18 protein-coding genes and 2 pseudogenes are annotated in these 24,827 nt (G+C 41.4%); 18 read left to right on the forward strand and 2 right to left on the reverse strand.

All coding sequences use genetic code 11. The features are described from left to right. Window positions 1–64: 64 nt before the first annotated feature. Window positions 65–655, reverse strand: coding sequence for a hypothetical protein (locus NYE33_RS10480; protein WP_341065680.1), 591 nt, complete (start codon window positions 653–655; stop codon window positions 65–67). A 281-nt stretch (window positions 656–936) separates the two neighbouring features. Between NYE33_RS10480 and NYE33_RS10485 the strand changes: the two genes are divergently transcribed. From NYE33_RS10485 to NYE33_RS10530, 10 genes and pseudogenes are all read left to right on the forward strand, one after another. Beyond that, complete coding sequence (locus NYE33_RS10485) at window positions 937–1,089, forward strand: hypothetical protein (protein WP_341065682.1); 153 nt, start codon at window positions 937–939, stop codon at window positions 1,087–1,089. 19 nt (window positions 1,090–1,108) lie between these two features. Beyond that, window positions 1,109–2,686 carry a recombinase family protein gene (locus NYE33_RS10490; protein WP_341065683.1) on the forward strand — a complete coding sequence of 526 codons (1,578 nt, stop codon included), beginning with the start codon at window positions 1,109–1,111 and terminating at the stop codon, window positions 2,684–2,686. 272 nt (window positions 2,687–2,958) lie between these two features. Further along, a complete protein-coding gene (locus tag NYE33_RS10495; RefSeq protein WP_341065684.1) occupies window positions 2,959–4,377 on the forward strand; it encodes an AAA family ATPase in 1,419 nt (472 codons plus the stop codon). Next, on the forward strand, window positions 4,374–5,231 hold the full coding sequence (locus NYE33_RS10500) for a hypothetical protein (RefSeq protein WP_341065686.1): 858 nt from the start codon (window positions 4,374–4,376) through the stop codon (window positions 5,229–5,231). The genes NYE33_RS10495 and NYE33_RS10500 overlap by 4 nt, the downstream gene beginning before the upstream one ends. Before the next feature lie 61 nt (window positions 5,232–5,292). Further along, entirely contained in the window at window positions 5,293–7,560 is a 2,268-nt protein-coding gene (locus tag NYE33_RS10505) for a protein kinase domain-containing protein (protein ID WP_341065689.1), read from the forward strand. Between the two features lie 25 nt (window positions 7,561–7,585). Next, window positions 7,586–7,669: pseudogene (locus NYE33_RS10510) on the forward strand (helix-turn-helix domain-containing protein); the annotation flags it as partial. Window positions 7,670–8,081: 412 nt separating this feature from the next. After that, a complete protein-coding gene (locus NYE33_RS10515) occupies window positions 8,082–9,308 on the forward strand; it encodes a hypothetical protein (RefSeq protein WP_341065691.1) in 1,227 nt (408 codons plus the stop codon). A 97-nt stretch (window positions 9,309–9,405) separates the two neighbouring features. Further along, window positions 9,406–11,091 (forward strand): DUF262 domain-containing protein, encoded by a 1,686-nt coding sequence (locus NYE33_RS10520; protein ID WP_341065694.1) that lies wholly within the window; start codon window positions 9,406–9,408, stop codon window positions 11,089–11,091. Beyond that, window positions 11,084–12,973: a DUF262 domain-containing protein gene (locus tag NYE33_RS10525; RefSeq protein ID WP_341065696.1), complete on the forward strand. Its 1,890-nt coding sequence runs from the start codon at window positions 11,084–11,086 to the stop codon at window positions 12,971–12,973. The genes NYE33_RS10520 and NYE33_RS10525 overlap by 8 nt, the downstream gene beginning before the upstream one ends. A 140-nt stretch (window positions 12,974–13,113) precedes the next feature. Then, window positions 13,114–13,212, forward strand: a pseudogene (locus NYE33_RS10530) (helix-turn-helix domain-containing protein); the annotation flags it as partial. Window positions 13,213–13,579: 367 nt separating this feature from the next. On the opposite strand, the gene NYE33_RS10535 reads toward NYE33_RS10530, so the two are convergent. Next, on the reverse strand, window positions 13,580–13,807 hold the full coding sequence (locus NYE33_RS10535) for a hypothetical protein (RefSeq protein WP_341065699.1): 228 nt from the start codon (window positions 13,805–13,807) through the stop codon (window positions 13,580–13,582). 365 nt (window positions 13,808–14,172) lie between these two features. On the opposite strand from NYE33_RS10535, the gene NYE33_RS10540 reads away from it, so the two are divergent. From NYE33_RS10540 to NYE33_RS10575, 8 genes are all read left to right on the forward strand, one after another. Further along, window positions 14,173–15,162 (forward strand): LacI family DNA-binding transcriptional regulator, encoded by a 990-nt coding sequence (locus tag NYE33_RS10540; RefSeq protein ID WP_076248452.1) that lies wholly within the window; start codon window positions 14,173–14,175, stop codon window positions 15,160–15,162. A 20-nt stretch (window positions 15,163–15,182) separates the two neighbouring features. Continuing rightward, window positions 15,183–16,172, forward strand: coding sequence for an N-acetylglucosamine kinase (locus tag NYE33_RS10545; protein WP_076248450.1), 990 nt, complete (start codon window positions 15,183–15,185; stop codon window positions 16,170–16,172). Then, complete coding sequence (locus NYE33_RS10550) at window positions 16,157–17,455, forward strand: 6-phospho-beta-glucosidase (RefSeq protein WP_076248447.1); 1,299 nt, start codon at window positions 16,157–16,159, stop codon at window positions 17,453–17,455. Before NYE33_RS10545 ends, NYE33_RS10550 begins: the two co-directional genes overlap by 16 nt. 24 nt (window positions 17,456–17,479) lie before the next feature. After that, window positions 17,480–18,406, forward strand: coding sequence for an ABC transporter permease (locus tag NYE33_RS10555; RefSeq protein WP_042139731.1), 927 nt, complete (start codon window positions 17,480–17,482; stop codon window positions 18,404–18,406). A 96-nt stretch (window positions 18,407–18,502) separates the two neighbouring features. Further along, window positions 18,503–19,393, forward strand: coding sequence for a carbohydrate ABC transporter permease (locus NYE33_RS10560; RefSeq protein WP_340942643.1), 891 nt, complete (start codon window positions 18,503–18,505; stop codon window positions 19,391–19,393). 34 nt (window positions 19,394–19,427) lie between these two features. Then, complete coding sequence (locus NYE33_RS10565) at window positions 19,428–21,062, forward strand: extracellular solute-binding protein (RefSeq protein WP_042139729.1); 1,635 nt, start codon at window positions 19,428–19,430, stop codon at window positions 21,060–21,062. A gap of 44 nt (window positions 21,063–21,106) precedes the next feature. After that, entirely contained in the window at window positions 21,107–22,846 is a 1,740-nt protein-coding gene (locus NYE33_RS10570; RefSeq protein WP_076248445.1) for a family 10 glycosylhydrolase, read from the forward strand. 57 nt (window positions 22,847–22,903) lie between these two features. Next, the gene (locus NYE33_RS10575; RefSeq protein WP_042139727.1) at window positions 22,904–24,622 is read left to right on the forward strand and encodes a protein O-GlcNAcase; all 1,719 of its coding nucleotides are present in this window, start codon (window positions 22,904–22,906) and stop codon (window positions 24,620–24,622) included. Window positions 24,623–24,827 lie beyond the last annotated feature (205 nt).

The following is a 24,827-nucleotide window of genomic DNA, read 5'->3' on the forward strand; positions in this document are numbered from 1 at the left end:
GTTCTGCTCCAATGCTTGAAGAGACTGACTGGGGTGATTTTAATGAAAAGGGGTTTGGATCAAATTAAGGAACAGAGTCATCGTCATTCGGCACTTCTACTTCGGAGTCTGAATTACTGTTCGGATTTTCATCATGGACATGATCAGGAGTTGTTACAGAAGATTTAGGTTTATTCTTTTTATTGTACGATCCTCTAGCATTGTGCTTCAGTAGAAGATCTTTTTCTAATTTAGCTAAAGCTCGTGTATTTTGCTCCATTAGATCGGTATTTTCTTTAACCGTTAGTGTTAATTCGGCGATTAGCATATTGTTGGTAGATACTTTAGCCAAAAGATCCTCATATCTAAGCTGCAATTCATCAAATTTTTGCTCATGATTTACATTAAACTCATTTGATGATTTGATCTGAGTCTCATAAGGGGGGAGAGTAGGGGCTAATTTTTCATTCTCAGTAATTGTTTTAATAATGAGGTTTCTAAACGCCTGATTGATCTGAGTAGTGAGATCATCCATTAGTCTTAATTCAAGAGCGTATTTTTGGATTCCTGTATTTTTTCGATTACTATGCAGCGATAATGCTGCCTCCAAGAATGTATCTGCATCAATACCGTTATACTGTAACAAGTGTTCAATTTGTTCTGAAAATTTGGACAAGTGTATCACTCCCTAATATCATTATTACTACAATCATATGCTTGGTCTTATGAAGGACGAACATCAATATGGGCAGAGTGCATATCTAATTTCGTACAGTACATTCTAATCGTTTACTTACATAAATTAACGTTCACGACATCGAATGACTTAATAAAGCTTAGGAGAGCCTAATTCCCATAAGGAGTTGGGCTTTTCGCATTGGAAACCAAAAGGTCATAAATTCTATATGGAATAGGACAATCTTATTGAGTAATAGGCATTACCAAGAGGTGATGTCTGTGCAGCTCAAAGTCGTGTTTAAGACCATTGAAAAGGAAAAGTCACTTGAGAAGATCATTGAAGAATTGATTGATGATACCATTCGGAAGGTGCTCGTCAATCATCCAGGCATAAGCTATAACAGGGAGACCTCGAAGGACAGTCTACCATGATGAATCAGGTGATATTTAAATGATAAATCCTAATGTAACGGCTATATATGTACGTGTGTCAACCACGAAGGATTCTCAAAAAGACAGCCCCGAGCACCAAAGAGGGCTTTGCGAAGAGAAGGCTAGAATACTTGATTTGGATGTACAGTATTCTTACGAAGACCGAGATACAGGAACGTCCATCGTCGCACGGGAAGAAATTCAAAAATTAATCCGTGATGCCAAAGCTAAGTTTTTTGGGACGATAATATTCGCGTCGTTATCTCGTTTCTCAAGGGATACGCTTGACTCACTTAACTTAAAGAGAATCTTAGTTGATGCATTAGGCATCCGATTGATTTCTATTGAAGAGGGCTTTGACTCGCTGAAGGATAATGATGAACTTAAGTTTCAGATTATATCGGCAGTAAACCAGAAACTCAGCGAACAGATCAGTCTTTCATCCAAACGTGGGATTAGGCAGTCTGCTCTAAAAGGAAACTTTACAGGCAGTGTTGCTCCGTTTGGATATAGAAAAATATTGAATGGTGATAAAAAGACACTTGTACCTGATGAAAATGATAGCTATATCGTCGAACTCATCTACCATTTATATGTATCCCGTAAGATGGGCGAAAAGGCAATCGTAAAATATCTCAACGAAGAGATGGAGATTCCTTCTCCAAAAGGAGGAGTCTGGGGAATTACCACTATTCAGAGGATTCTCACTAATGAGGTATACACAGGTCAGAATGTGTTTGGGAAATACGAAGTGAAAAAGGTTTACAACGACATTAACAATATGTCTGACCGAAGTAGAAAACAAGTGCAGCGCGACAAGACTAAGTGGGAAAGATCTACCGAACAAACTCACGAAGCGATCATTGATAAAGAAACATTCGAACTTGCCCAAGAGATTCGTTTGAAACGTGGTGGAGGAAGGCGTGGGGGCGTTAGAAATCGAGTGAATGTATTTGCTGGCATGATCTTTTGTAAACATTGTGGGGCGTCTCTAGTGAGTTGTAAGGGGAAGTCGAGAAAGGACGGCCCAGTATATAGATATTTGATTTGCTCAACTAGGAGACGGCAAGGAGAGATGGGGTGTGTCAACAATGCGTGGATACCTTATAACAACTTTAGAGATACCATCATCAATGAAGTGAGTAAGAAGTTGAAGCAAGTTATAAATGTTGAGTCTACAACGAGTGAAAGCAAAGATAGAATTCTGAAGAGAAAGTCATCTAATGAAATGGACAAGGATCTTAAAAAGTTGGAGAAGGCTATTCAAGGGAATCGTAAGTTGCTATTCGAATTGAGGAAACAGAATATGCTTGGAGAAATCGACGAAGAACAATATCAGTATGAAAAACTACAGTATGAACAGGAAATTGCTTCGCTGCAATCAGAGCTAACAAAAGCATCTCAAAACAAGGAAGAACAAATCAATATGGGTAAAGTATACGACGAGATTAGAGTAGCATTGGAAAGCCTTATTGAACTTGATTTTGATCGCTTGGACGAGATGAGACTTGTCTTATTCAAATTGATTGATAAATTGGTTGTAAGCGTCGATGGGGAAGTGGAGATTTATACACCTTTAGGGCAGTTGGAATCGTAAGCCATTCAGAAGTAATTCTTAGATATTTTATTGCTAAGGTATCTCCATATTTCGTACCAACCATCTTTTATAACTAAATTTAAATTTCGGATTATTTTTTGAGCCATAGGGTTCTTATTTTAGCAAGCTTACGCTTTGAACGTAAGCTTGTTTTTTTATAATGGCATATTGTGGAGAATAGGATAAAATAGTATTGAGTTCTAATAATCGTCAAGTGAGAATGGTTTCTGACAAAGAATGATGATATATGTGGCTGGGAGGATTATAATATTATGAAATTTTACTTAAATACAGAAATACCAAAAGTCGTTAAATATCCATTTTCAGTTCTTTATAGGAGCGATTGGGATGATTTTGGGTATAAAACATCTCATAACTTAGAGGTACGCCTAAATACGACTAGTACTATTAACTTGGGACAAGTGAAAATATTGCAATTAAATGAAAATAGAACAAAAATTCCCGACTCCTTCGATTCATTGGGAGATAACTATTTTTCTTTAGGTCAGTCGATTGATTATTATGAGAAATTGAAGGATTTAGATAAAACTTTGTTTCAGCAAATTGTTGAAGCGCTAAATGATGTTGCTTTAGATGAAGATATAGCAGAGATCGTCACTGAGTACACTGGTTTTGAGAGTTCATTGCTTCGTGATTCTGAGGCTAGAGATGCCTGGAAGGAAGCAAAATACTTATTTTACTCCCCCTCAGATATTGAACCAAATTATGTTTTGAATTTTGATTTCGAATATAGTGTAAGATCTAGTTCACTTAAAGTGAATTTTGATTTTTTGAGAAATGAACATTTACCTCATCGTATTAATGCGATTATTGGGGAAAATGGAACAGGCAAGACTCGATTGTTAGCTAGGTTGGCCAATTCATTAAGTCGTTCTGATAAAGAAGGATCATTCTTTCCAGAAGTACCTATCTTTAGTAGAGTGATTACACTATCCTATAGCTATTTTGATGAGTTTGAAAAACCTCATTCTACAGAAACGTACAATTATAAATATTGTGGTTTAAAAACAAGTGCTGGACTTATGACTAGAAATCAGCAAATTGCAAAGTATCAGAAGGCAATAGAAGATATAAAGAGCCAAAATCGCCTTGAGCAATGGAAGGAATTGCTCTCAGAAATATTTGATGAGGACATTCTAGATCGAATAGATGAGGACATATCGAGAGCGGTGAGGAAATTGAGTTCAGGACAAAACATCTTGCTTGCCACAATTACGGATGTTATTGCCAATATCAAGAACTCTTCTTTAATTCTTTATGATGAGCCTGAATTATATCTGCATCCAACAGCTGTTTCTAACTTAGCAATTCTGTTAGGTAAACTTCTTGAAAAGTTTGATTCTTATGCAATAATATCTACTCATTCCCCATTGATTTTACAAGATATACCCTCTAAATATGTTAGAGTTATACAAAATAATGAAGGTAGACCAATGATACGTCCTTTGGGCATTGAGTGTTTTGGAGATGATTTGACAGGGATCTCTGAAGAAGTTTTTGGTGTGACTCGTTACAATAATTTATATAAGATATGGTTAACCAATTTAGCTCAAATTTTAAGCTATGAGGAGATTTTGGATATATTTAATAACAAATTAAGCTTCAATGCAAAAGTATATTTAAAGACACAAATTGATGATATTACAGGAATGGATATCGATGAGCGATGAAGAACTTAGTACCTTATAAAGGTGATTTAATATTTGTGTACGAGTCAATTGCCAAAGTAAAGAGTGGATCGAGAAAGGAATTATTAACGGGATCTTCAGCGATTCAAATCATCAATTCACAATACGATAAGCTAAGTAGAAGTTTATATGATCTGTCACAAATGAATTTATACTGTATTGATTACAGTCAAATAACAGAGATAAAAGAAGCGCTAATACATTGTTATGAAGTTTCGACAATCCCTTTAAATAGATTGAAAATTGATATAGAAAAATTACAGTCCAGTGAATATGGAGCGAAGTGTCAATATTGTGGAGTTAATATTCCGAATACCTTTGATCATTATCTACCTAAAACTATTTTTCCAGAGTTTAGCATTCATCCGTTTAACTTATTTCCTTGTTGTGCTCAGTGTAATCAGGAAAAAGGAAGTTCATGGATTGATGCTGAAGGAATAAGGTGTTTTGTTAACTTATATTTTGATAATTTGCCTGAGGTTCAATATTTGTATGTTTCGTTGATTTATAATGATGAATCTGGAGATATGATTCCCAAGGTAAAGTTTGAACTTGTTAGAGATTCAGGGATTGACGGAGATTTATTTGCGACAATAAGTCATCATTTTGAAAAACTTGATTTGCTCAAAAAATACGAAAATCAAGCAAACGGAGTTGTAAGTACAACTCGGAGGCAATTGAAAAGAAAATCAATTAGGCTAGATAAAGATGATTTAAGGAATGACTTGAATGAGGAAGCAGAGAGTCTGAGAGATACTTTTGGTATAAATAACTGGCAATCATGTTTAATTGATGCTCTAGCCAAATCGGATCGCTTTATTGATTCAATGTATTGAGACAGACGGAGTTTATACACTTTGAACCGTTCAATATTAGAACTAAAGGGAGAAATAATTAATGGCTAATTTCCATGTCGATAAGATGTTAGGTAAGGTAATTGGTGGTTATGAAATATTGGAACATTTGGGTTCTGGAGGGAATGCCGATGTATTCAAAGTTATAGATAAAGAACACAAATATGCAGCAATTAAGATGTTAATCGTTTCAGATAACAAGTTTTTCACTAAAAAGTACGCTCGTTTTAAGGATGAGATACATATTGTAAAGAAATATCAAGATGAAATTGAAGGTATAATACCAATTTCGGATATTTATCTACCTAAAAGACCTAATCGTAATGATAGGCCATGGTATACAATGCCTATCGCTGAACCGTTAAGTAAATACATAAGCAAACTTGAAAATATAGAAGGGGTCATCTCTTGTATATATGATTTAAGTAGGGTGCTTGTTTGTCTTCATGAACAAAATATTGTTCACAGAGATATTAAGCCTAACAATATTTATTATTATAATGATGCTTGGGCATTCAGTGATTTTGGACTTGTAGATTATCCAGAAAAAACTGATTTGACTGAAAAAGGTGAATCGGTGGGTCCAAAAAATACTATTGCTCCTGAAATGAAAAGAGATGCTATTAATGCAGATGGTAAGCCAGCTGATGTTTATTCTTTGGCAAAAACATTGTGGATAATGCTGACCAAAGTGAAAGACGGATTTGATGGTCAGTATTCTCACACAATAGGTGCGTTTAATTTAGATAATTTTATAAATAATACAAATAACACAAGATGTTTTACGGTCACACTTCACAAAATACTTGAAAAAAGTACTTCTAATATTCCAAATGAGCGGCCTTCGATTGAAGAGTTTAACAGTACCTTAAAAGATTGGTTTGAGATTAATAGTAATTATCGAAAACGCAACATTTTGGAATGGGAATTTTATTTGAGAGATATTATACCCTATACATTACCTGAGGAAATTTCGTGGACCAATCAAGAAGATATTATTGGAATATTGAATATGATGAGCCATACAAATTTAAACCACATGTTTTTCCCAAGTGGAGGAGGTATGGATCTAATCGGTTGTGTTGAATCTAATCAAATGGATTTTATAGAGCTAGATGTTGGATATACTTTGAAACTAAAACCCAAAAGGCTAACCTTAAATACATTCAAAGCGTCATTTGATTGGAATTACTTTTATTTGGAAGTGGAAGATATTGAACCACCAATAACAATTAACTCATCCTCCGAAAGAAAAATGTTCAAAATGGAACTAATTGAAATAACTCCAGGTGAATATGTCTTTTGTGAAGATGGAATAAACCAGAATAGCATAGGTCGGAGGTTATCTCTACAGCTTAGTGGAGGATTTGTGCTTTTTGCAAAAGGATCATCTTATAACTGGGATAGTTCCACTTATGATGCCCGACATAATCAAGTGACTCCTAGGGATTTTAGAAAATATATTCAAAGAAGTGTTGATCAAATGAATTTCGATAAAGCAAACCCTGCGGTCGCAAAAGCAAGAAATGAAGAACGAAAAAGAAAACAGGAAGAGAAAGAAAAAACAGAAAGAGAAATATTTATGAAGAAGCTTGAGGAATTCAATGAGATATTTGAAAAAAAACTACAGGATATACTGATTCCTTTACCAAATAGGGATGCTTACATGGATAGTAAGATAGCTTATAGTGTGATCTTTCATTTGGATATTATTGATGATAAATACTACTACATCTCTAAAGAACGAGAAATAGTTCACTACGCTACTGGTTGGATAGAAGCATTAAAACACAGAACCAGCGGTTTCGAGGATACTTTATATTTTTATGACTTTATAGAACTTGAAGAATTTATTAATTATTTTGAAGGAACTTTCGAAGAATTTGAAAAAGATGATGACATCTATTTTAATTTGAATATTGATGTTCAACTGTCTCGATTAAGAAAGCCAGCTAAGTTATTCTCTAGAGATGATCTGCAATCTTTAATGAACTGCGCTAATGGGGATGTATTAATTGGTATTGATTTTGATGGTAATTTGTTCCTAAGAAATCATTCTGAATTTTCAAGATTACAAAGAAAAAGGTTTCCAGTTATCAGTACATTAAGCGAGATCGGGAATATGAATACAGAAGCTAAAGATTTTGAAATGCTATACTTACTACTTTTATCTGCATGGTTAGAGCACCTTAGCGAAAATAAAATTAAAGTGATAACAGATTCTTATTTAGAAATGTTTGATGTTAACGATCATAATGAGAATGAGCTCTTAAAGGCGATTTGTTACGCAACGGATAAGTATTTAGACTAAACTAATAATGTATTTCAAACCCACCACGAATGTAATACAAAAATTAGACGTTAAAGGCCGTTCACAAGCGGTTGTCGAGCTAATTAAGCTTGGGGAGCTGAAAGTATAGCTGGCCAATGTCATCGAAAGTGACGCGTTTAAGCCTTCTCCACCTTAGGGTGTGGGGAGGTTTTTTGTTGTGGAAGAACCAGCACGAAACGACCTGGATGCAATTCAGTAATTTCTTCCTATTTCATCGGCTTCACCTCGCTTAGAGTTAATAGTTAGCTTTGGATAAAGGAATTGGGTGTGAGGGTTGTAATTATTTCGCACGATGTGATTATCAAGATGTAGCTCTAGATTATGGGAGAAGTACGCTATTAACTTTATGTGTAATGAAATGTTTTTAAATAGAGGATAGTCACTTGAGTCCGCATGATACAATAACTTTAGTGTTAATATGAAAGTATTTTTGTATTTTCTAATGAAATTGATTGAGTGAATAATATTTAAAAATACATAGTATAACGAGGGGAAATCATATGCAAGATATTTTTGAACGAGTAAAGAAAATGTATGAAAATAGGCAATTGGGCTTGTGGGATATCCCAGAAAATAGTGTGATAGGAGAAAAATTGCAGTATTTAATATTAAGGCGGAGATATTTAAATTTGAAAGTATTTTTAGAGAAACAAAAGAAAAATTTTGGGTTTGTAGATATTGAAGAACTGCAAGAATTGTTGTTTTTCTACAATGATCTGAATGAAATAAATTTTATTGGTACAGATATGTTTGCGAATGCATTGTTTTTGAAAAATAAGGTGCCATTTTTATATCGTAGTGTAGGAAAAGATATAGATAAGGATAAAGTATTCGGAGAAGCGGATCTGGAGTATTCAGAACATGTACAAATGATTTTCAAGGAGTGCCTGAACCAGATAGAAACTGGAGGCGCAGGAAAATTATTTTCGTATACTAAATGCTTTGGTAAAATGCTGTATAAGTATGCTACATTTCAGAACGGTAATTTAAATACAATTATTGAGGTAAGAAAAGAAGCTATTATTAATGCCATATCGGAAGATGGAAAGGATATTATAGGTATTCAACGATATATAAGAAATTGCGCAATGAGAAATGGGAAAAGTGAGTTGCCTTATTTCACAATTGATATGAGTAATGCAAGAGATAATAGTGTTGAGTATTTAAAATATTGGATAACTGAATTTCTTGGGAAACAGGAGTGGTATTGGCATAAAAATATTGTGGATCCGATTGGAGATGCGGAAGTAGTCTGTAATTTTACCAATGCTTCGCGATACGATTATATAAAATTTTATGATAGTGTTCAGAGATTGGAATTTAGTAGGGATGAGTTTTGTGTTTTGCTATATAAGTATTTTAAAGAATATGCGACAAAGATTGAAATTCAAAATTGGTTTTGTCGTTTTGTTTCTAATACATTGGAAACACTTAAAAACTTTGAAGATGGTAAGTTGAAATGTTTTTATGAAAAAATAAAAGATGATAATTTACAGGGTATAGACTATAAAAAAATCAATAATATATTAGATATGGTTAATTGGGAAAATGAAATCAGATATATGTCCAGACGAAAAGGAGAAACAAAGGAGCAAAATCGTGAGCCATCACATATGGAGGTTTATAAAGGCGATAATGCAGAAATGATTTCAAAACAATGGAAATACATTTTGTTTAGTGCTATTGAAAGAAAATATTCTTATATTGATTATTCAAACAAGACATAAGTGAGTGTGTTTTTTGTGAAGAAATACAACTTTATGGAAAATTGAATCTTATTTGTTGTGTGCGAAACAATATATGATGCATAGGATAGGAGAAAAAATGGACAGTACTAGTAATATGAAAAGCTTAGCCCAAATAATGAATTTTATCGAAAATGAGTATACTTATATCCCATTAATCCAGAGAAATTATAAATGGTCGATGGAATGCGCTTCAGAATTAGCCGAAGATTTGTGGGATTCTTATATAAATGATAAGGAAAGGCCATATCAGCTTAATATGATTACAATCTACAACAATTCGAAAGAACAATCCTTACAGATATTAGATGGTCAACAACGTTTAATAACTTTGAAGTTATTTTTAGCTTTTTTAGAGAGTAAATCAATCAATCTTAATTATGCATTTGAACGAGATTTCAAAATTGATGAAAGAAATGGAAGAAGGCATTTTATAGATTATTATCTTAAAAAAGATGACACTTTTAAAGAAGACATAGAATTGTCAGTTGATATTAAGAGGTTATATGATAATTTTATTTCAATGATAATTCCAATATCATTTCGTTCAATTTATTTATTCTACGGAGAATGCCTTGATAAAGCTGCAAATGAATCAAGAAAAGCGGAGGATATTTTTAAAGAGAGATTAACGAAGAATGTTATAGAACCTCGTTTGGCTAGTATGATTGATAATAAAGTGTTAGATGAAGTGAAATTATATATGAATATAGATGAAGATGTCTGTTTGGACATGTGTAAACTATGCGAAAATTTCCAAAAGTTATTTTCAATGGTGGATACAGATGACGAGGTAAGTAATGATGAAATAAGGATTTCAGTATATTCTTATCAATTTCAAAAAATTTGGAGCAGTAGAATTAGAATGGTTATAAATAAGTTAGGAATTGAGGCTATTGTATCTAATAATAAAAAGAAAGAATTAACTAAATATATTAATGAAAAAGTAGAAATGTTATATCATGAAACGTTATCACAACCTATCGATGAGTTTTTAAATATAAATGAAAATAAGACGCGTTTTGTTATATCTGATTATATTAGAGCTAATATGATTAGTGATAATCCTATAGATGGTAATATCGATAATGAAACAAAAAATATACATCAGAATAATCGAAATAAGATTTTGAACATATTTAGTTCTTTAGCAAACTATTTGTATAATACAAATTATGAAACCATGTGGGAACTTGTTAAACAAAGATACGATGATTTTGATAAGCATCCAGATATTAATCGATTAAAAATTCTGTTTTGCGATAAATATGCAGGAACAAGTACAAAAGGATATTCATTTGAAATTGAAATTAAACGGTTAGAGTATTTCGAAATAATATTGAAAAGTCTAGTAAGTGAATTAGAAATTGAAAATGTTGAATCTAATAAACATGTGATATGGAATACATATAATGCGGTATATATACTTTTGGAATGTAAAAAAAAATATAGATTTTTTAATTTATTTACACAAAATGATATAGATAAGAATAGTGTATTAAAAGATGTTGCAGCAAGGGAGAGATTTTGTTTTTTTGAATGGGCATATGAATTTTCAAAGTCTTCGGATGACTTTTGGGATATCAGTTATTTTTTAGAATCACAGCTTTATACAGAAAAATGTGATAAAAAGAAGGCAGACCATCTGCCCAAAAAACAGGATGAAGATTGGTGTTACATAAATAGAGGAATAGATGGTGATGAGTTACATAAATGTATAGAACAACTTATTAACAGTATTAAGGAGAGTAGTTGTGATGGGTGAGTCTAAAAAAATAACTTTAATCGATTTGAAAACGCGATATAAAATGGGCTTGCGGATTCCTGAAATTCAAAGAGATTATGTAATGGGGGCAGGCGGAAAAGATGGAGATGGAAAAGACAAATTAATTAAACTTCTTGATGTAATACTTGCAAAATGTAAGGGTGGAGAAGATTTTGATTTTAGCTGTATTATCACATATTGTAATGATACTGAAAATACGCCACTTGAGATATATGATGGACAACAAAGAATAACGACTCTCATGATTATGATGTTGTATAAATTACGAGTTGAAATACAAGATGTTTCTAGATTTGAAAAATGGTATAGTTTTGCGGGAAGACCAAAAGCGAATGAGATTTTTAATTTGTTAACACAAAATAAATCACAAATAAGTAATATAATGGTGACTGATTTCACGTCATTTTCCATGAAGAAACTATTGGAAAATATAGCACATCCAAAATATAAGGATATAAGTAGTGATTATTTATTAAACCACGTTAAATTTGATATGGTATCCATTGGAAGTCAAAATGAAATAGAGCAGTTTTTTATGGATTTGAATTCTGGTGTAAAATTAAAGGATTATGAATTGTATAAAGCTAAACTTACACATCGGATTGGTCAATTGAAGCATGAAAATGTGATTGATATGTATCATGAATCACTTGAAATGTGGTCACATAAGGTAGATAACGATTGGTTAAATTTTTTTGATATATTTGCTGATTACGAACATCCAGCAGAAGAATATGAAATAGCATTTGTTAAATACTGTATTAATATGATCTGTATTGATAATGAAAAAGACCCATCAAATTTTAAAATAGATAATATTACCCCTGACATTATCAAACAAGTATATGACACAATGCAGATGGTCACAAAATTGAACTTTAAGTTTGTTAAAAGAAACGCTAGTTTTAAAGGTGTATTGCATTATTCGTGGGGAGTATCTGATTCTGATAACTTAAAATCTTACAATTATAATAGACGAGGAGCGTTTTGGAATCTGGATTTTGAAGAATATGATAAGGTGTTGTATTATATAATTAAATTTGTCTTGCTAGATCCAGATAAAGGAAAGGAACTTAAGGATGACGTTTTATTGCGGTGTTTTATTACAACCTTAGGCTGGAAAGTTGATTTCCAAAATGAGTATTTAAGACTTATAAAAATTATATTAAATCATAATGTTGTAGAAAATAATGCTGCTTGGTATGAGTGTCAAGATAAAGGTCAATATTTATATTACTGTAAATATAGTGTTTATGCTATACCACAGTATTATGGTGAACATATTGATTCAAAGACCACTGATGATGAGATCAAACATAGGCATTTAAATATGTTCTTATTTAACAAGTTCGTTATTCAGAATGTCATGATATCAAATATGTTGAGCAGGGAAAAGATAACAAATAGTCTTATGAACCAGATTAAGGATACTTCAATAAGGCATATCGAATTTATAATTAATTCTCGAATTCGACTTTTGCAAAGGCATAAATATAGCCAAGAATATATAGCGAAAGAAAATGCTGTGTTTGGCATTATTGATAAAGTAGAAACACCCACTAAAGTTGGTTATTATCTTGGGCAAGTAATTTTGAGTTGGCCGACAAGAGGACAACAGTCACCATTAGAGTGCTGGATTAGGTTAAAATGTAAGACGGATTTAATGTTTTTAAAGTTTAACGATTCCAATAATGAAATGGTTGAAAAAACGGTTAATAAGATGGGAGAAGAATTTATTGATAAGTGCTTTTGGACGCATTTGAATACAGTTCATAAACTAATAGATAGAGTTACTCAAACATCAACCACATACAATAAAAAAGATAGTGAAAGCGGTTGGAGAGAAACGGTGTATTTATAATACATATTTTCGTTGAATCATTAATGTTGATATGTTCCGATGAATGACCAAGAATATTTTTGACTAAATATCCTCCATCGTCATATGGCATAGCCTGCACTGTTCATTTCCATACAAGGGTCATGGATCATATTTAGTGTGTTTCAAACCCCACCACGAACGTCATGCAAAAATTAAACGTAAAAGGCCGTTCGCAAGCGGTTGTCGAGCTGATCAAGCTTGGGGAGCTAAAAATATAGCTGCCGTGCTTCAGAGGTGACGCGTTTAAGCCTTCCTTTATCCTTCGGGGTGAGGGGAGGTTTTTTGTTTCAGTTATAAGTGAACTGTGAATAAAATGCAAATAGACCAAGCGATTGCTGTCCCTTGAGGGTAAGCGTTGCCCGGTCTATTTCTCAAACTTAATAATCATGGTTTCAAAATCCACCTTGCATTTGGCTTTCATCATAAAATCAATACCAATAATTCCGTCAAAACCATAAGGCTCTTGAATCGAACCAAGCTGAAGCTGGTAATCTGCTTCTCATAACAAATTTCACTCTTTCCCCATACTCCATACATCCGCTGGCTCGCCCATTTATATAAAATCAATGTGGATACCTATTGCAGCTAATCCATCAGAATCAAAAGCGGTTGCCGTACTCCTGAGAAGAATTCCTCTACCACTTCAACATCGCTTCTGCTCGTATGGAAAACATACAGCTCGCGAGTCGGATGTAGCTTATGCATCTCTTTATAACCGCTCCATGCCTCCTCGGATTTATCGTAGTCTTGAATGACTGCCATATCCTCTAATTGGCGTACACGGTTGCTGGAGGTTGCCTTGATTGCTTCCACCAGAACAAAGCGGCTTGGGTGCAATTTCGTAATCTCTCCCCATTTCATCGGCTTCACCTCGCTTGGTTAAACTTATTTTTAGTATAGTATAGATGCTTAAGGATGACGGAAGTGAGTGCGGTGATTGTCATTGTAACTGATCTGCATTTTATAGATTGACGAATATTGGGAATGGTTGTATATTCGTATTAAAGTATAAACCTTTAAACTTTAGGAACGGTTTTGAAGTTTTGGATAAAGAGAAAACTCACATCTAATGTTCGATTTTCAGTTATAATGCAGTTTTTGCGAGAGGAGTTACTCTTTTAAATTTCTCTGAAAGTTAAATCGATTAAACTTTAGGACTTGGAGGCATAGATACTTAAATGAACATTCATGATGTAGCCAAGAAGTCGGGGCTCTCTGTAGTGACCGTATCCAGAGTTCTAAACAATTCACCCTCTGTACGTGAGGGCAACCGCCAGAAAGTGCTGAGTGCGATTGAGGAGTTGAATTATCAGCCCAATTCAGCAGCGCGTAGTCTGGTTCGCGGCAAGACTGGAGTCATTGGGATGTCGATTACCAACTTTAACGACTCTTTCTATGACCGCGTGATTCGCGTGGTGAACCGGAAGCTGGCAGAGCAAGGGTACTTCCTGGCCTTGTCTATAGCTGAGAATGAGGATGACGGTGTGAACTTCCTGTTTCAGAAGGACCGCGTGGACGGGATTATCCTGTTATCTCCGCTTGAAGAGAAAGAATATGTGGAGGAGCTGAAACGAAAAAACATTCCGGTTGTCCTGCTGGATAACCAGTTCCAGCATGAGGATGTTCCGAGTGTGCTGGTTGATAACTATCAAGGTGGTTACGAAGCGACTAATCATTTGATTAGTCTTGGTCACACCCGGATCGCCTATATCGGCGGCCCTTCGGTGTTTCTGAGTGTAACGGAGCGCAAACGGGGGTATGTCCAGGCGCTGGATGAAGCGGGGCTAACGCCCTTCTGCACAGAATATTGCGGATTTACGGTAAGCAGCGGTTATGAGGTAGCGAAGAGATGGATTCGCGAGGATAAGCTGCCGACAGCCATCTTTTCGGGAGACGACTTTATTGCGCTCGGGGTTGTTCAAGCCCTGCGTGAGGAAGGAATTCTGGTACCGCAGGATATCTCCGTGGTCGGCTTTGATGATCAGCAGTTCGTAGGTGAATTCTACCCGCGGCTCACGACAGTCAGGCAGCCCGAGGCGCAAATGGGCAATATAGGCGTTGAATTACTGCTGAAACTGATCAACGGGGAGGTGACGCAGCCCGCTGTAACGAAGCTCGCTCCTCAGCTGCTCATTCGTGAATCCACCGCATCTGTCAGATTAACTTGAATTATAGGAGTGAATCATCTGTGAAGTATTTTTTGGGAGTGGATGCAGGAGGCAGTAAGACCTGCGCAATGATTGCAGACGAACAGGGGAAGGTCATGGGTGCAGGCAAAAGCGGGAACGGGAATCATCAGCTGGGCCGTGAGCAGGCGGCGGACAGCTTGCACCAGGCCGTATCGGAAGCCATTACGGCTTCAGGGCTGACCCGGGATCAGCTGGATTACTCCTGGTTCGGACTGGCGGGAGCGGACAGAGAGGCTGATTTTAGAATTTTGCGGCCGATCATCGGCAGCCTTGGCCTTCCCCGGACGGAGATTTCCTGCGATACCTGGAATGCGCTGCGGTCAGGTACAGAGAAGAACTATGGGATCGTGCTGATTTGCGGATCGGGCGTGAACTGCAGTGGTAAAAATCCGGCGGGTGCTGCATACCAATGCGGCGGCTTCGGTTACCGGTTCGGGGATTTCGGCGGCGGCTATGATCTGAGTATGGAGGTATTCCGCAGCGTCCTCAGGGCGGATGACGGAAGAGAAATGGAGACAGTGCTTAGCAAACGCTTAACTCAATTGCTGGGCTATACCACCGTTTCAGAGTTAAGAGAGGATTACCTCGATCATTTCAGAGACTTGCCTCCCCAAATTGCCGAGCTGTTGTTTCAAGCGGCAGAGGAGGGGGACCCCGTTGCCACCGGGCTTCTGGTCAAGCAAGGGGATGAGCTGGGTTTGGCTGCGGCGTCGGCCATCCGCCGGTTGGCCATGGAGGAGGACATCTTCGATATCGTGCTTGCAGGCAGCCTGCTGACCAAGGGAGACCGCTCAGGCATCATCCGGCGGGCCATTGAGCGAAGAGTGAAGCTGGCGGCTCCGAATGGCACTTTAAGGATTCTAACCCGTGAACCGGTTGTAGGATCGGTCATTCTGGCAATGGAAAGCAGCGGTGTGCATGTGAATCAGGAGGTTCTTGATCATCTATCAGAGGGTAAGGAGGGACAATTGTCATGGAGGAAACATTGAAGCTGGTTGTCATCGGAGCGGGGTCATCGTATACACCTGAATTAATTGAAGGGATCATCCTGCATCACCAGGAGCTTCCCATCCGCGAAATATGGCTGGTGGATATTGAGGAGGGCAGGGAGAAGCTGCATACGATTGCGGAGCTGAGCAAGCGCATGATTGCTGAGTCCGGACTGCCGATTACTGTAGTAGAGACGCTTGAGCGCAGGGAAGCTATTGCCGGAGCGGACTTTGTCTGCACGCAGATCCGGGTGGGTATGCTGGAAGCGCGCAAATGGGACGAAAGGATTCCGCTTCAATACAGTGTCATCGGCCAGGAGACGACCGGTCCCGGAGGAATGATGAAAGGCCTGCGGACCATCCCGGTTATTCTGGATATTTGCAGGGACATCGAGGAGCTGGCCCCGGATGCCTGGCTGCTGAATTTCACGAATCCGGCCGGAATGGTGACTGAAGCTGTCCACAAGTATTCATCGGTCAAAAGCGTAGGCCTGTGCAACTCGCCGATCGGTTTCCAAAAGTGGCTCTCCGGGTTCTTCGGACTTCCCATGGAGAAGATCTATGCCGAGTTTGTCGGCATCAACCATCTGCACTGGGTATCCGATGTCGTAATTGACGGGAAGAGCAAGCTGCAGGAGCTTATTGATTACCCCGAGAGCTATAAGGCAGGCAATGTGCCGTTTGATGCCTGGGACCACCGGTTTCTGAATAGTTTGCAGGCTATTCCCTCGTATTACTTGAGCTATTACTATATGACAGACGAGATGCTGGCGGAACAGAAGGAAGCAGCGGCAACGACCGGATCACGCGCTGAAGTTGTGAAGAAGGTGGAGGAAGAGTTGTTTGAGCTGTACCGGAACATAGAGCTGAAGGAGAAGCCGAAGCAGCTGGAACAGCGCGGCGGAGCCTATTACTCGGAGGCGGCAGTGCTGCTGATGCGCTCCATTCATAATGATTCCCGCGATATCCAGACGCTGAATGTAAGGAATAACGGAATTATTGACTTCCTGCCGGACGATGCCTCCATTGAGGTGAACTGTGTGGTCACCAAGCAGGGTCCGCTGCCGATTCCTCTGCGCAGAATTCCTCAGTCCGTCAGAGGCCTGCTGGCTGCGGTCAAGCAGTATGAGAGTCTCACCATCGAGGCGGCTGTTCACGGAGACCGGGATGTGGCTCTGCAGGCTATGGTCCATCATCCGCTCATGCCATCAGTCACCGTAGCTGAACAGCTGCTGGATGAAATGCTGGAGAAGAACAAACCGTATTTACCGTTATTTCACTAGAATCGTCCAGAGGAGGTAAAGCGGATGAACACGGCCGGAAAAGCGAGCAGGTGGAAGAGATTTACCAGTCAGTTGGATTTGCAGTCCATGGTTTGGCCGGGCATTATCTTTGTATTCATTTTTAGCTATATTCCTATGTATGGCGTAGTGATGGCGTTCCAGCAATACGATATTTTTAGCGGCATGATGAAGAGCCCCTGGGTTGGACTTATGCAATTCAGAATGTTCTTCGAAGCCCCGGAGTTCTGGAATGTGATGCGAAATACGATTGTGATTAGCCTGCTTAAATTGATTATCTCTTTTCCAGCCCCGATTCTGCTTGCGCTGATGCTGAATGAAGTCGGTCATATGGGCTTTAAACGCGTGATCCAGACCGTCAGCTATCTGCCTTATTTCCTGTCCTGGGTTATTGTATCCGGTTTCGTATTTTCGCTGCTATCCGTAGATAACGGAACGGTGAACTATGTGCTGGAGCGGTTCAATCTGGCCGGGGAGCCCATTAACTTCCTGGCGGTACCCAAGTACTTCTGGTCCATTCTGGTAAGTGTAAATGTATGGAAGGAAGTCGGGTTTGGGAGCATTGTCTATCTGGCTGCGATAGCAGGTATTGATCCGACCCTATATGAGGCCGCTTCTATAGACGGAGCAAGCAGGTTTAAGCAAATTCACCTGATTACACTCCCCAGCATTACCCCTATTATTGTCATCTTTATGATTCTTGCCATAGGCAGTCTGCTCAGTGCGGGCTTCGAGGACATTCTGCTGCTGGCAACCAATCCGATCCTGCGCCCCTACTCCGATGTTATCGACACCTATGTATACCGTGTTGGGATATTAAATGCCAGATTCTCTTATGCGACAGCTGTAGGGCTGTTCAAAGCGGTAATCAGTATCATTCTGCTGGTGACGGCCAACACAATCGCCCGCCGGGCAAATGTTAGTCTCTGGTAGGTACTACTACTCATAGCGAATGCTTCCGGGTGCAAGTTTTACTGCGGTGTATCGACTGTGAGTAATGCTCCATAAACCTTGTAGGAGGGGTGAACAATGAGACTAAGCCTGGGCGACAAAGTGATGCAGCGGACTATTTATATCCTTTTGACACTGCTGGCGCTACTCATGCTGTACCCGTTTTGGAACGCGTTAGTCATTTCTTTTAATCTGGGCAGTGATACGGCGCTCGGCGGTGTAACCCTGTTGCCAAGAGCATTTACCCTGGAGAATTATTATATTGTGTTTCAGGATGACCGCCTGCTGAATTCTTTTCTGATCACCATTCTTAGAACGCTCATCGGCACAGCATTATCCGTTTTCTTCACCGCCCTGTTAGCCTACGGAATGTCCAAGAAGACTTTGCTTTTCCGCAAACAATATATGGTGTTTTTCATGATTACGATGTTCTTCAGCGGAGGGCTCATCCCCAGTTACTTACTAATTCGCTCTTTGGGCATGCTGGACACCTTTTGGGTTCTGGTTATCCCCGGCATCATCAGTGTCTGGAACATGATTGTCATCCGCACCTTCTTCAGCGCATTGCCGGAGGGACTGGAGGAATCAGCCAAAATCGACGGCAGCAGCAACTACGGCATTTTCTTCCGGATCGTGATTCCCGTCTCCGGCCCGGTTCTGGCCACGATATCTTTATTCACCGCAGTAAGTTACTGGAACGATTGGTTTACGGGAGCGATCTATATCACCAAGGATCACTTGCTTCCTATACAGACGCTGCTGCGGCAGGTGATGAACTCCAACATTATGACCCAGATTGGCTCCTCGAATGCGATCGCGCTGGATCATATGAACCGGAACCGGACGATTACCACGAAGTCACTGACTATGGCTACGATGATGGTCGCTACCCTTCCGATTATCCTGACGTACCCTTTTCTCCAAAAGTACTTTGTGAAGGGCGTAATGATCGGTTCATTGAAAGAATAGCAGTGTCCATATTACGTAGAAAGAAGGGAAAAGAATGCGTAAACGCCTGAAATGGATAGCTTTGTTGCTGACTTCGCTGGTGCTTCTGCTCACGGCCTGCAGCGGAGGTGGGAATTCTGACGCTTCGCAGAACAATCTGAATACAGGGGCCGGCACAGAGGACGGCAGCGGGATCAAGCCCGTTACCTTCAGCTTCTATGGCAACTACGACTGGCTTACGACCTCACCCTGGGGGGAGAACGAGGCGACGAGGTGGATTCAGGAGAACCGCAAGGTTACGGTTGAACCGATACAATCCGGAGGAGCAGCCGGAGAAAAGCTCAACACGATGATCGTCGGCGGTGATTTGCCGGATGTTATTTTTACGGACCGGGGGTCCTCAGTAGAACGGCTGGTGCAGGCAGGGCAGCTTGTTGCACTGGATGATTACTATGAGAAATATCCGAACTTCAAGAAATATGTCAAAGAATCCACCCTGAATCTGCTCCGTTCAGATGACGGGCAAATCTATCAAATCCCGAACTGGTATACCTCCGGGCAATTCGGCAACGGCGGGTGGATGGTGAATAAGGATATTTATAACGCACTCGGCAGACCGGCGCTGGAGACCTTTGATGACTTATATCAGTATTTGCTCATGGTGCAAGACAAGTACCCGGATGTAGTCCCTCTGGAGGTTGGGGAGAAGGGGGCAGGTCTGGAAATTATGTATGGCGGTTTCAGGGAGAACTCCACCAGCAAGTTCGTTACACTCATGGGGCATCCGGAGGGCGACAAGCTGACATCTATCCTGGACGATCCCGCTTACGAGGAGATGGTGCTGTATATCAATAAGCTGTACCGTGAACGGCTGATTACACAGGATGCGCTGCAGCAAACCCAGGATGCGGTCAAGGAAAAGGTCAATACCGGCCGGGTAGCGGTCATGGTTGAATCCAATATCACTACGTATGGAGCCGAGGGGCACCGGGCATTGACAGCAAGCCATCCGGACAGCGGTTATGAGATTATTTGGCCGATCCATAAAGCCGGTATAGATAAGACCAAAGTATTTGTAAGCGGCTTTGAGACGCTGGGCTGGAACGTCAGTGTTATTACGAAAAAGGCCAAGGACCCGGAGGCTATCTTCGCTTACTTTGACTGGATTACGGGTCCGGAGGGACAAAAGGTGCTATTCTTCGGCCCTAAGGGCTTATACTGGGATGAAGAGGACGCGGATGGAGCGCCCATCCCGAACGAGAAATACAAGACCACTCCTGCTAACGAGCGTACGGATACGATGAGAAAATTCGAGGACTTTAACTGGGCGGGAAATACGACCTTCATTGATACGGCGAAAATGAGCCTCGAGGCGCTGCTCTCGGCGAACCAGAAATCATGGGAGACCGTAGCGCAGTCCACGGTGACCTGGAAAACCGCGCTGGACATTACGGAATTTGTAAATACCGATCCGCTTCCCGATACGGAGACCGGCATCATCGCACAGAATGTCGCGGATATCTATACCCTTGCTTACGCCCAGATGGTTCAGGCGAAGTCGGATGAAGAGGTGCTGGCGGCACTGGAGACGGCTAAGAAGAACACCGCAAAGGCAGGGCTGGATAAGCTGCTTGAGTTCAGAACTGAAAAGTGGCAGGAGAATGTTAAGAAAATCAACGCTACGAAATAACTCTTGTTAGAAGTTCAATAAGACTATGATGTGGAGGCGAGATTATGACATTTGCACTGAGATCGGGGTTCATGGCGGTGCTGGGTATCGTGTTGGTTTCTTCGGTAGCAGGTGGTTCCCTTCCCGTGCCGGCCCAGGCCGAGGAGGGGAACAATCCCCCTTTTGAGACGGAAGTGATTGTACGGACCGTGAACCAGTTCAAGAACATGGCGGATGTCCAGAATTTCATCAGTCTGTCCACCAGCTACGGGGTCGATGTCATCAGCATGAACGTGAAGCAGGATGAAGATGATGAGGTTCCGTCCGGCAGTGTATTTTATCAGAGTGATATCGCGCCCATTGCCCAAGGCTACCAGAATTTCGATGCTCTGCAGGCTGTCATTACGGCAGCTCATGCCGCAGGAATCAAGGTTCATGCCTGGATTCCCCAGTTCCATGACCAGCAGGCCTTCCTGGCTCACGATGAATGGCAGATGCAGGCGCTGGTGGACGGGGTTCAGACTCCGTTTACAGGCTCTAACGGCAACGAATATTTCATCAATCCAATTCATCATGAAGTGCAGCAGTATGAGCGTTCCATCATTCAGGAAGTGATTGAGAATTATGATGTGGACGGCGTTGTGCTGGACTGGATCCGCTTCGACAATTACAACATGGACGTCAGTGATTATACGGTTGCGAAGTATCAGGCGGAGTTCGGGTATTCGCCGCTCAGCATTGACTTTGATACGGATTCGCCGCAGCGTCAGCAGTGGAACGAATGGAGAACCGAACAAATTGGGCAGTATGTAGGCGATATCCGTGAGGATATTTCCACATCCTCGAATCCGGATGTGCAGCTTGGTGTGTATATTTTGCCGCCGGAATTTACAGAGGTTGGACAGAATGTAGCCAAGTTCAAGGACGAGATCGACTTTGTCGCGCCGATGGCGTACTTCGATGACTGGGAGTTCAACAGTGATTGGGTATACAGCACTTCCTACGGCATCCTGAAGGATACGAGCGACCGGATCAGCGGCAGTGCTGCGGACATCGTAGCCACCTTGGATAATGACTGGACCGATGATCAATATCAGGAGGTTTACAAAGGCATCCGCGAGAATTATCCGGACGTGAAGCGCCTGTCGTTCTTTGCCTACGGGGCCTGGCCGGAAGATGAGCTGGCGAACATCCATGAACGTGAGACCTGGCCGACGCCAGGCTGGACGGCTCCGGTAGAGCAAGATTATCCGGCCCAGCTGCCCGCTGTGTGGAAGGCGCGGAATATCGGTTCCATGCCGGGGAACGCCACCTACAATGCTTCCAATAAGCAATTTACACTCAGCAGCAGCTCGACGGATATTTGGGGGAATGCAGATCAGCTGAATTATATATACCAGCCCGTGAGCGGCAATGCGGAGATTGTTGTTAAGGTGCAGTCCACCAGCTGGCTGGACAGCTGGGCCAAGGCCGGCATTATGATCCGGGAATCCATGGGCCATAATTCCAGGCACGCGGATATGATGCTTACCCCCGGGAATGGGGCGACCTTCCAGTATCGTGCTGAAACCGCAGGCGATATGACCGACCATACTGCGGCCGGCTCGGCTCCGAAATGGCTGAAGCTGACCAGAACCGGAAATACGTTCAAAGGGTCGATTTCGGCAAACGGGAGCAACTGGCAGACAGTCGGAACGGTTCAGATCCCCATGAAACGCAAGGTGTATATCGGCATAGCCCTCAGCAATCCGGGGAATGATTCGCGGGGCAAGGCCGTGTTTGGAAATGTGAAGGTTACGGATTAAGCCTAAGAGCCGGGAAATGAAGTTTACTTTGATAGGCAGGCTGAAGGAGGCGTGAATATGACTATGCCGCTACGGGAACGGCAGTATTACTTCCGGGACTACTACGATCAGGGTGAGGAGCTGGTGCTGGAAGGGCAGCGGCTGAGAATCGGGTTGACTTCAAAGTTCTCCATGATCCAGAAGTGGGAGTGGCCGCTTGCTGCGGATGGCCTGATTGTAATTATTGAACCGCCGCAAGAAGGAGAGACACCCGCACCGGGCAATGCCACGCTGGAGCTTGAATTTGAGGGATCGCTTAAGGCGGATGGCTACCGGCTGGACATCCGTAAGGACGGAAAAATTACAATTGCAGCCTCCAATAAGAGAGGACTAAGGTATGGGATGGATGCTCTGCACCGGCTGCTGAGCATAGATGAAGGCAAGTGCCGGTTGCCTGTCGCTACAATTCACGATGAGCCTTCTTTTCCAGTCCGCGGCATTATTGAAGGTTTCTATGGCACGCCGTGGAGCTTTGATGACCGGATAGATGCTGTGCGCTATATGGCGGCTCACCGCATGAACGCCTTCATGCATGCTCCCAAGGATGATCCCTATCACCGTGAGCTGTGGCGTGAGCCTTATCCTGAGGCTATGTTTGCCCAGATTCGTGAGCTCAAGCAGGAATGTGATGCCCAGCTGGTGGACTTCTATTATTGCATTAGTCCGGGAAATGATCTGCAGTTTCGCAGTGAAGATGATTTTGCCAGTCTGGAAGCAAAGCTGAGAGCGATGATCGCCATCGGTGTCCGGCATTTCGCCCTGCTCATGGACGACATCGACTACGCATTGTCAGGGGAGAACCTCCATTACCTGGAGCGCTCCGGACTGGCGCACGCCTATGTGGCAAACCGTGTCTATGACTATTTAAGCCGTCAATTGCAGAAGGTTACTCTGGTGATGTGCCCCTCAGAATACTGGTCTAACTGGGATACCGAATATAAGCGGGATATCCGCGAGAAGCTGCATACGGACATCAACATATTCTGGACCGGCTCTTCCGTCTTTGCCCGGCAAGTCGGAAGCAGGGATGCACGGAATAATTACAGCTATTACGGACATGAGCTGTGGCTGTGGGATAACATTCCCGTCAATGATGCCGACTACGACCGGTTGTTTCTGGACCCGGTTCGCGGACGTTATTCGCAGCTTGGTCAGACCGGGCATCAGGCAGTGGTAGCGAATCCGATGGTTCAATGGGAATGCTCCAAGATTACACTGAACACAATGGCCCACTATATGTGGAACAGTGAGCGTTATATGCCGGAGCTTTCCTGGGAGCTGTCGGTCCGGGAATTCGCCGGAGAGCTGGCAGAGGATATGATGTTCTTCTGCAGCCAGAATCTAAATAGCCAGCTCTATAGCGGCGGGTATGAGGAACTGAAAGAGGCCTTGCAGAGCAAAGATATCCCGAGGCTTGATTTGTATTTCGACCGCCTGGAGAGCGTCTCCTACCGGTTACTTGAAATGGAGAATTCCAAGTTTAAGGAAGAGGCAGGGCCCTGGCTGCAAAGAGCCCTGGCGGATGTAGAGCTGTGGAGAGCCTTGCGGCAGAAGGTTGCCGGGACGCCTCTGCCCGGAGCCGGTGAAGAATTGCGCAAGCGGGCCGAAGCCTGTCAGGCCTTTGAGGTCCGGCTGGGGAGTGATCCAGCCTGGAGAGCCGCCGAAGCCTGGGGACTTGCTGCCAGGGATGGAAAGAACGGATACCGGCTGACGTTGGAAGCGGAGGCTGGAATATAATCGGCAGAGTGCAATATCGGCAGAGCACAGCGCCAGGCAGTAAAGTAATAAGCCAAGCGTAAACAGTTCTCCTGACTCATCATGCTTGGTGAAGGTGGAATTATAGCGCCCGCGCTTCAGACGACATGTTTAAGCCTTCCCTTACCCTTCGGGTGGGGGAGGTTTTTTGGTATTTGAATTTTTGCAAGGTGTAAAGTGAATGAAA

The sequence above is a fragment of the Paenibacillus sp. FSL R10-2199 genome (assembly GCF_038000235.1).
Classification (GTDB): Bacteria; Bacillota; Bacilli; order Paenibacillales; family Paenibacillaceae; genus Paenibacillus_AQ; species Paenibacillus_AQ phytohabitans.

Bases quoted from the DNA above. Each gene is read 5' to 3' on its own strand.
- NYE33_RS10490 (WP_341065683.1), top strand. From the start codon at position 1,109: ATGATAAATCCTAATGTAACGGCTATATATGTACGTGTGTCAACCACG.
- NYE33_RS10495 (WP_341065684.1), top strand. From the start codon at position 2,959: ATGAAATTTTACTTAAATACAGAAATACCAAAAGTCGTTAAATATCCA.
- NYE33_RS10500 (WP_341065686.1), top strand. From the start codon at position 4,374: ATGAAGAACTTAGTACCTTATAAAGGTGATTTAATATTTGTGTACGAG.
- NYE33_RS10505 (WP_341065689.1), top strand. From the start codon at position 5,293: ATGGCTAATTTCCATGTCGATAAGATGTTAGGTAAGGTAATTGGTGGT.
- NYE33_RS10515 (WP_341065691.1), top strand. From the start codon at position 8,082: ATGCAAGATATTTTTGAACGAGTAAAGAAAATGTATGAAAATAGGCAA.
- NYE33_RS10520 (WP_341065694.1), top strand. From the start codon at position 9,406: ATGGACAGTACTAGTAATATGAAAAGCTTAGCCCAAATAATGAATTTT.
- NYE33_RS10525 (WP_341065696.1), top strand. From the start codon at position 11,084: ATGGGTGAGTCTAAAAAAATAACTTTAATCGATTTGAAAACGCGATAT.
- NYE33_RS10540 (WP_076248452.1), top strand. From the start codon at position 14,173: ATGAACATTCATGATGTAGCCAAGAAGTCGGGGCTCTCTGTAGTGACC.
- NYE33_RS10550 (WP_076248447.1), top strand. From the start codon at position 16,157: ATGGAGGAAACATTGAAGCTGGTTGTCATCGGAGCGGGGTCATCGTAT.
- NYE33_RS10555 (WP_042139731.1), top strand. From the start codon at position 17,480: ATGAACACGGCCGGAAAAGCGAGCAGGTGGAAGAGATTTACCAGTCAG.
- NYE33_RS10560 (WP_340942643.1), top strand. From the start codon at position 18,503: ATGAGACTAAGCCTGGGCGACAAAGTGATGCAGCGGACTATTTATATC.
- NYE33_RS10565 (WP_042139729.1), top strand. From the start codon at position 19,428: ATGCGTAAACGCCTGAAATGGATAGCTTTGTTGCTGACTTCGCTGGTG.
- NYE33_RS10570 (WP_076248445.1), top strand. From the start codon at position 21,107: ATGACATTTGCACTGAGATCGGGGTTCATGGCGGTGCTGGGTATCGTG.
- NYE33_RS10575 (WP_042139727.1), top strand. From the start codon at position 22,904: ATGACTATGCCGCTACGGGAACGGCAGTATTACTTCCGGGACTACTAC.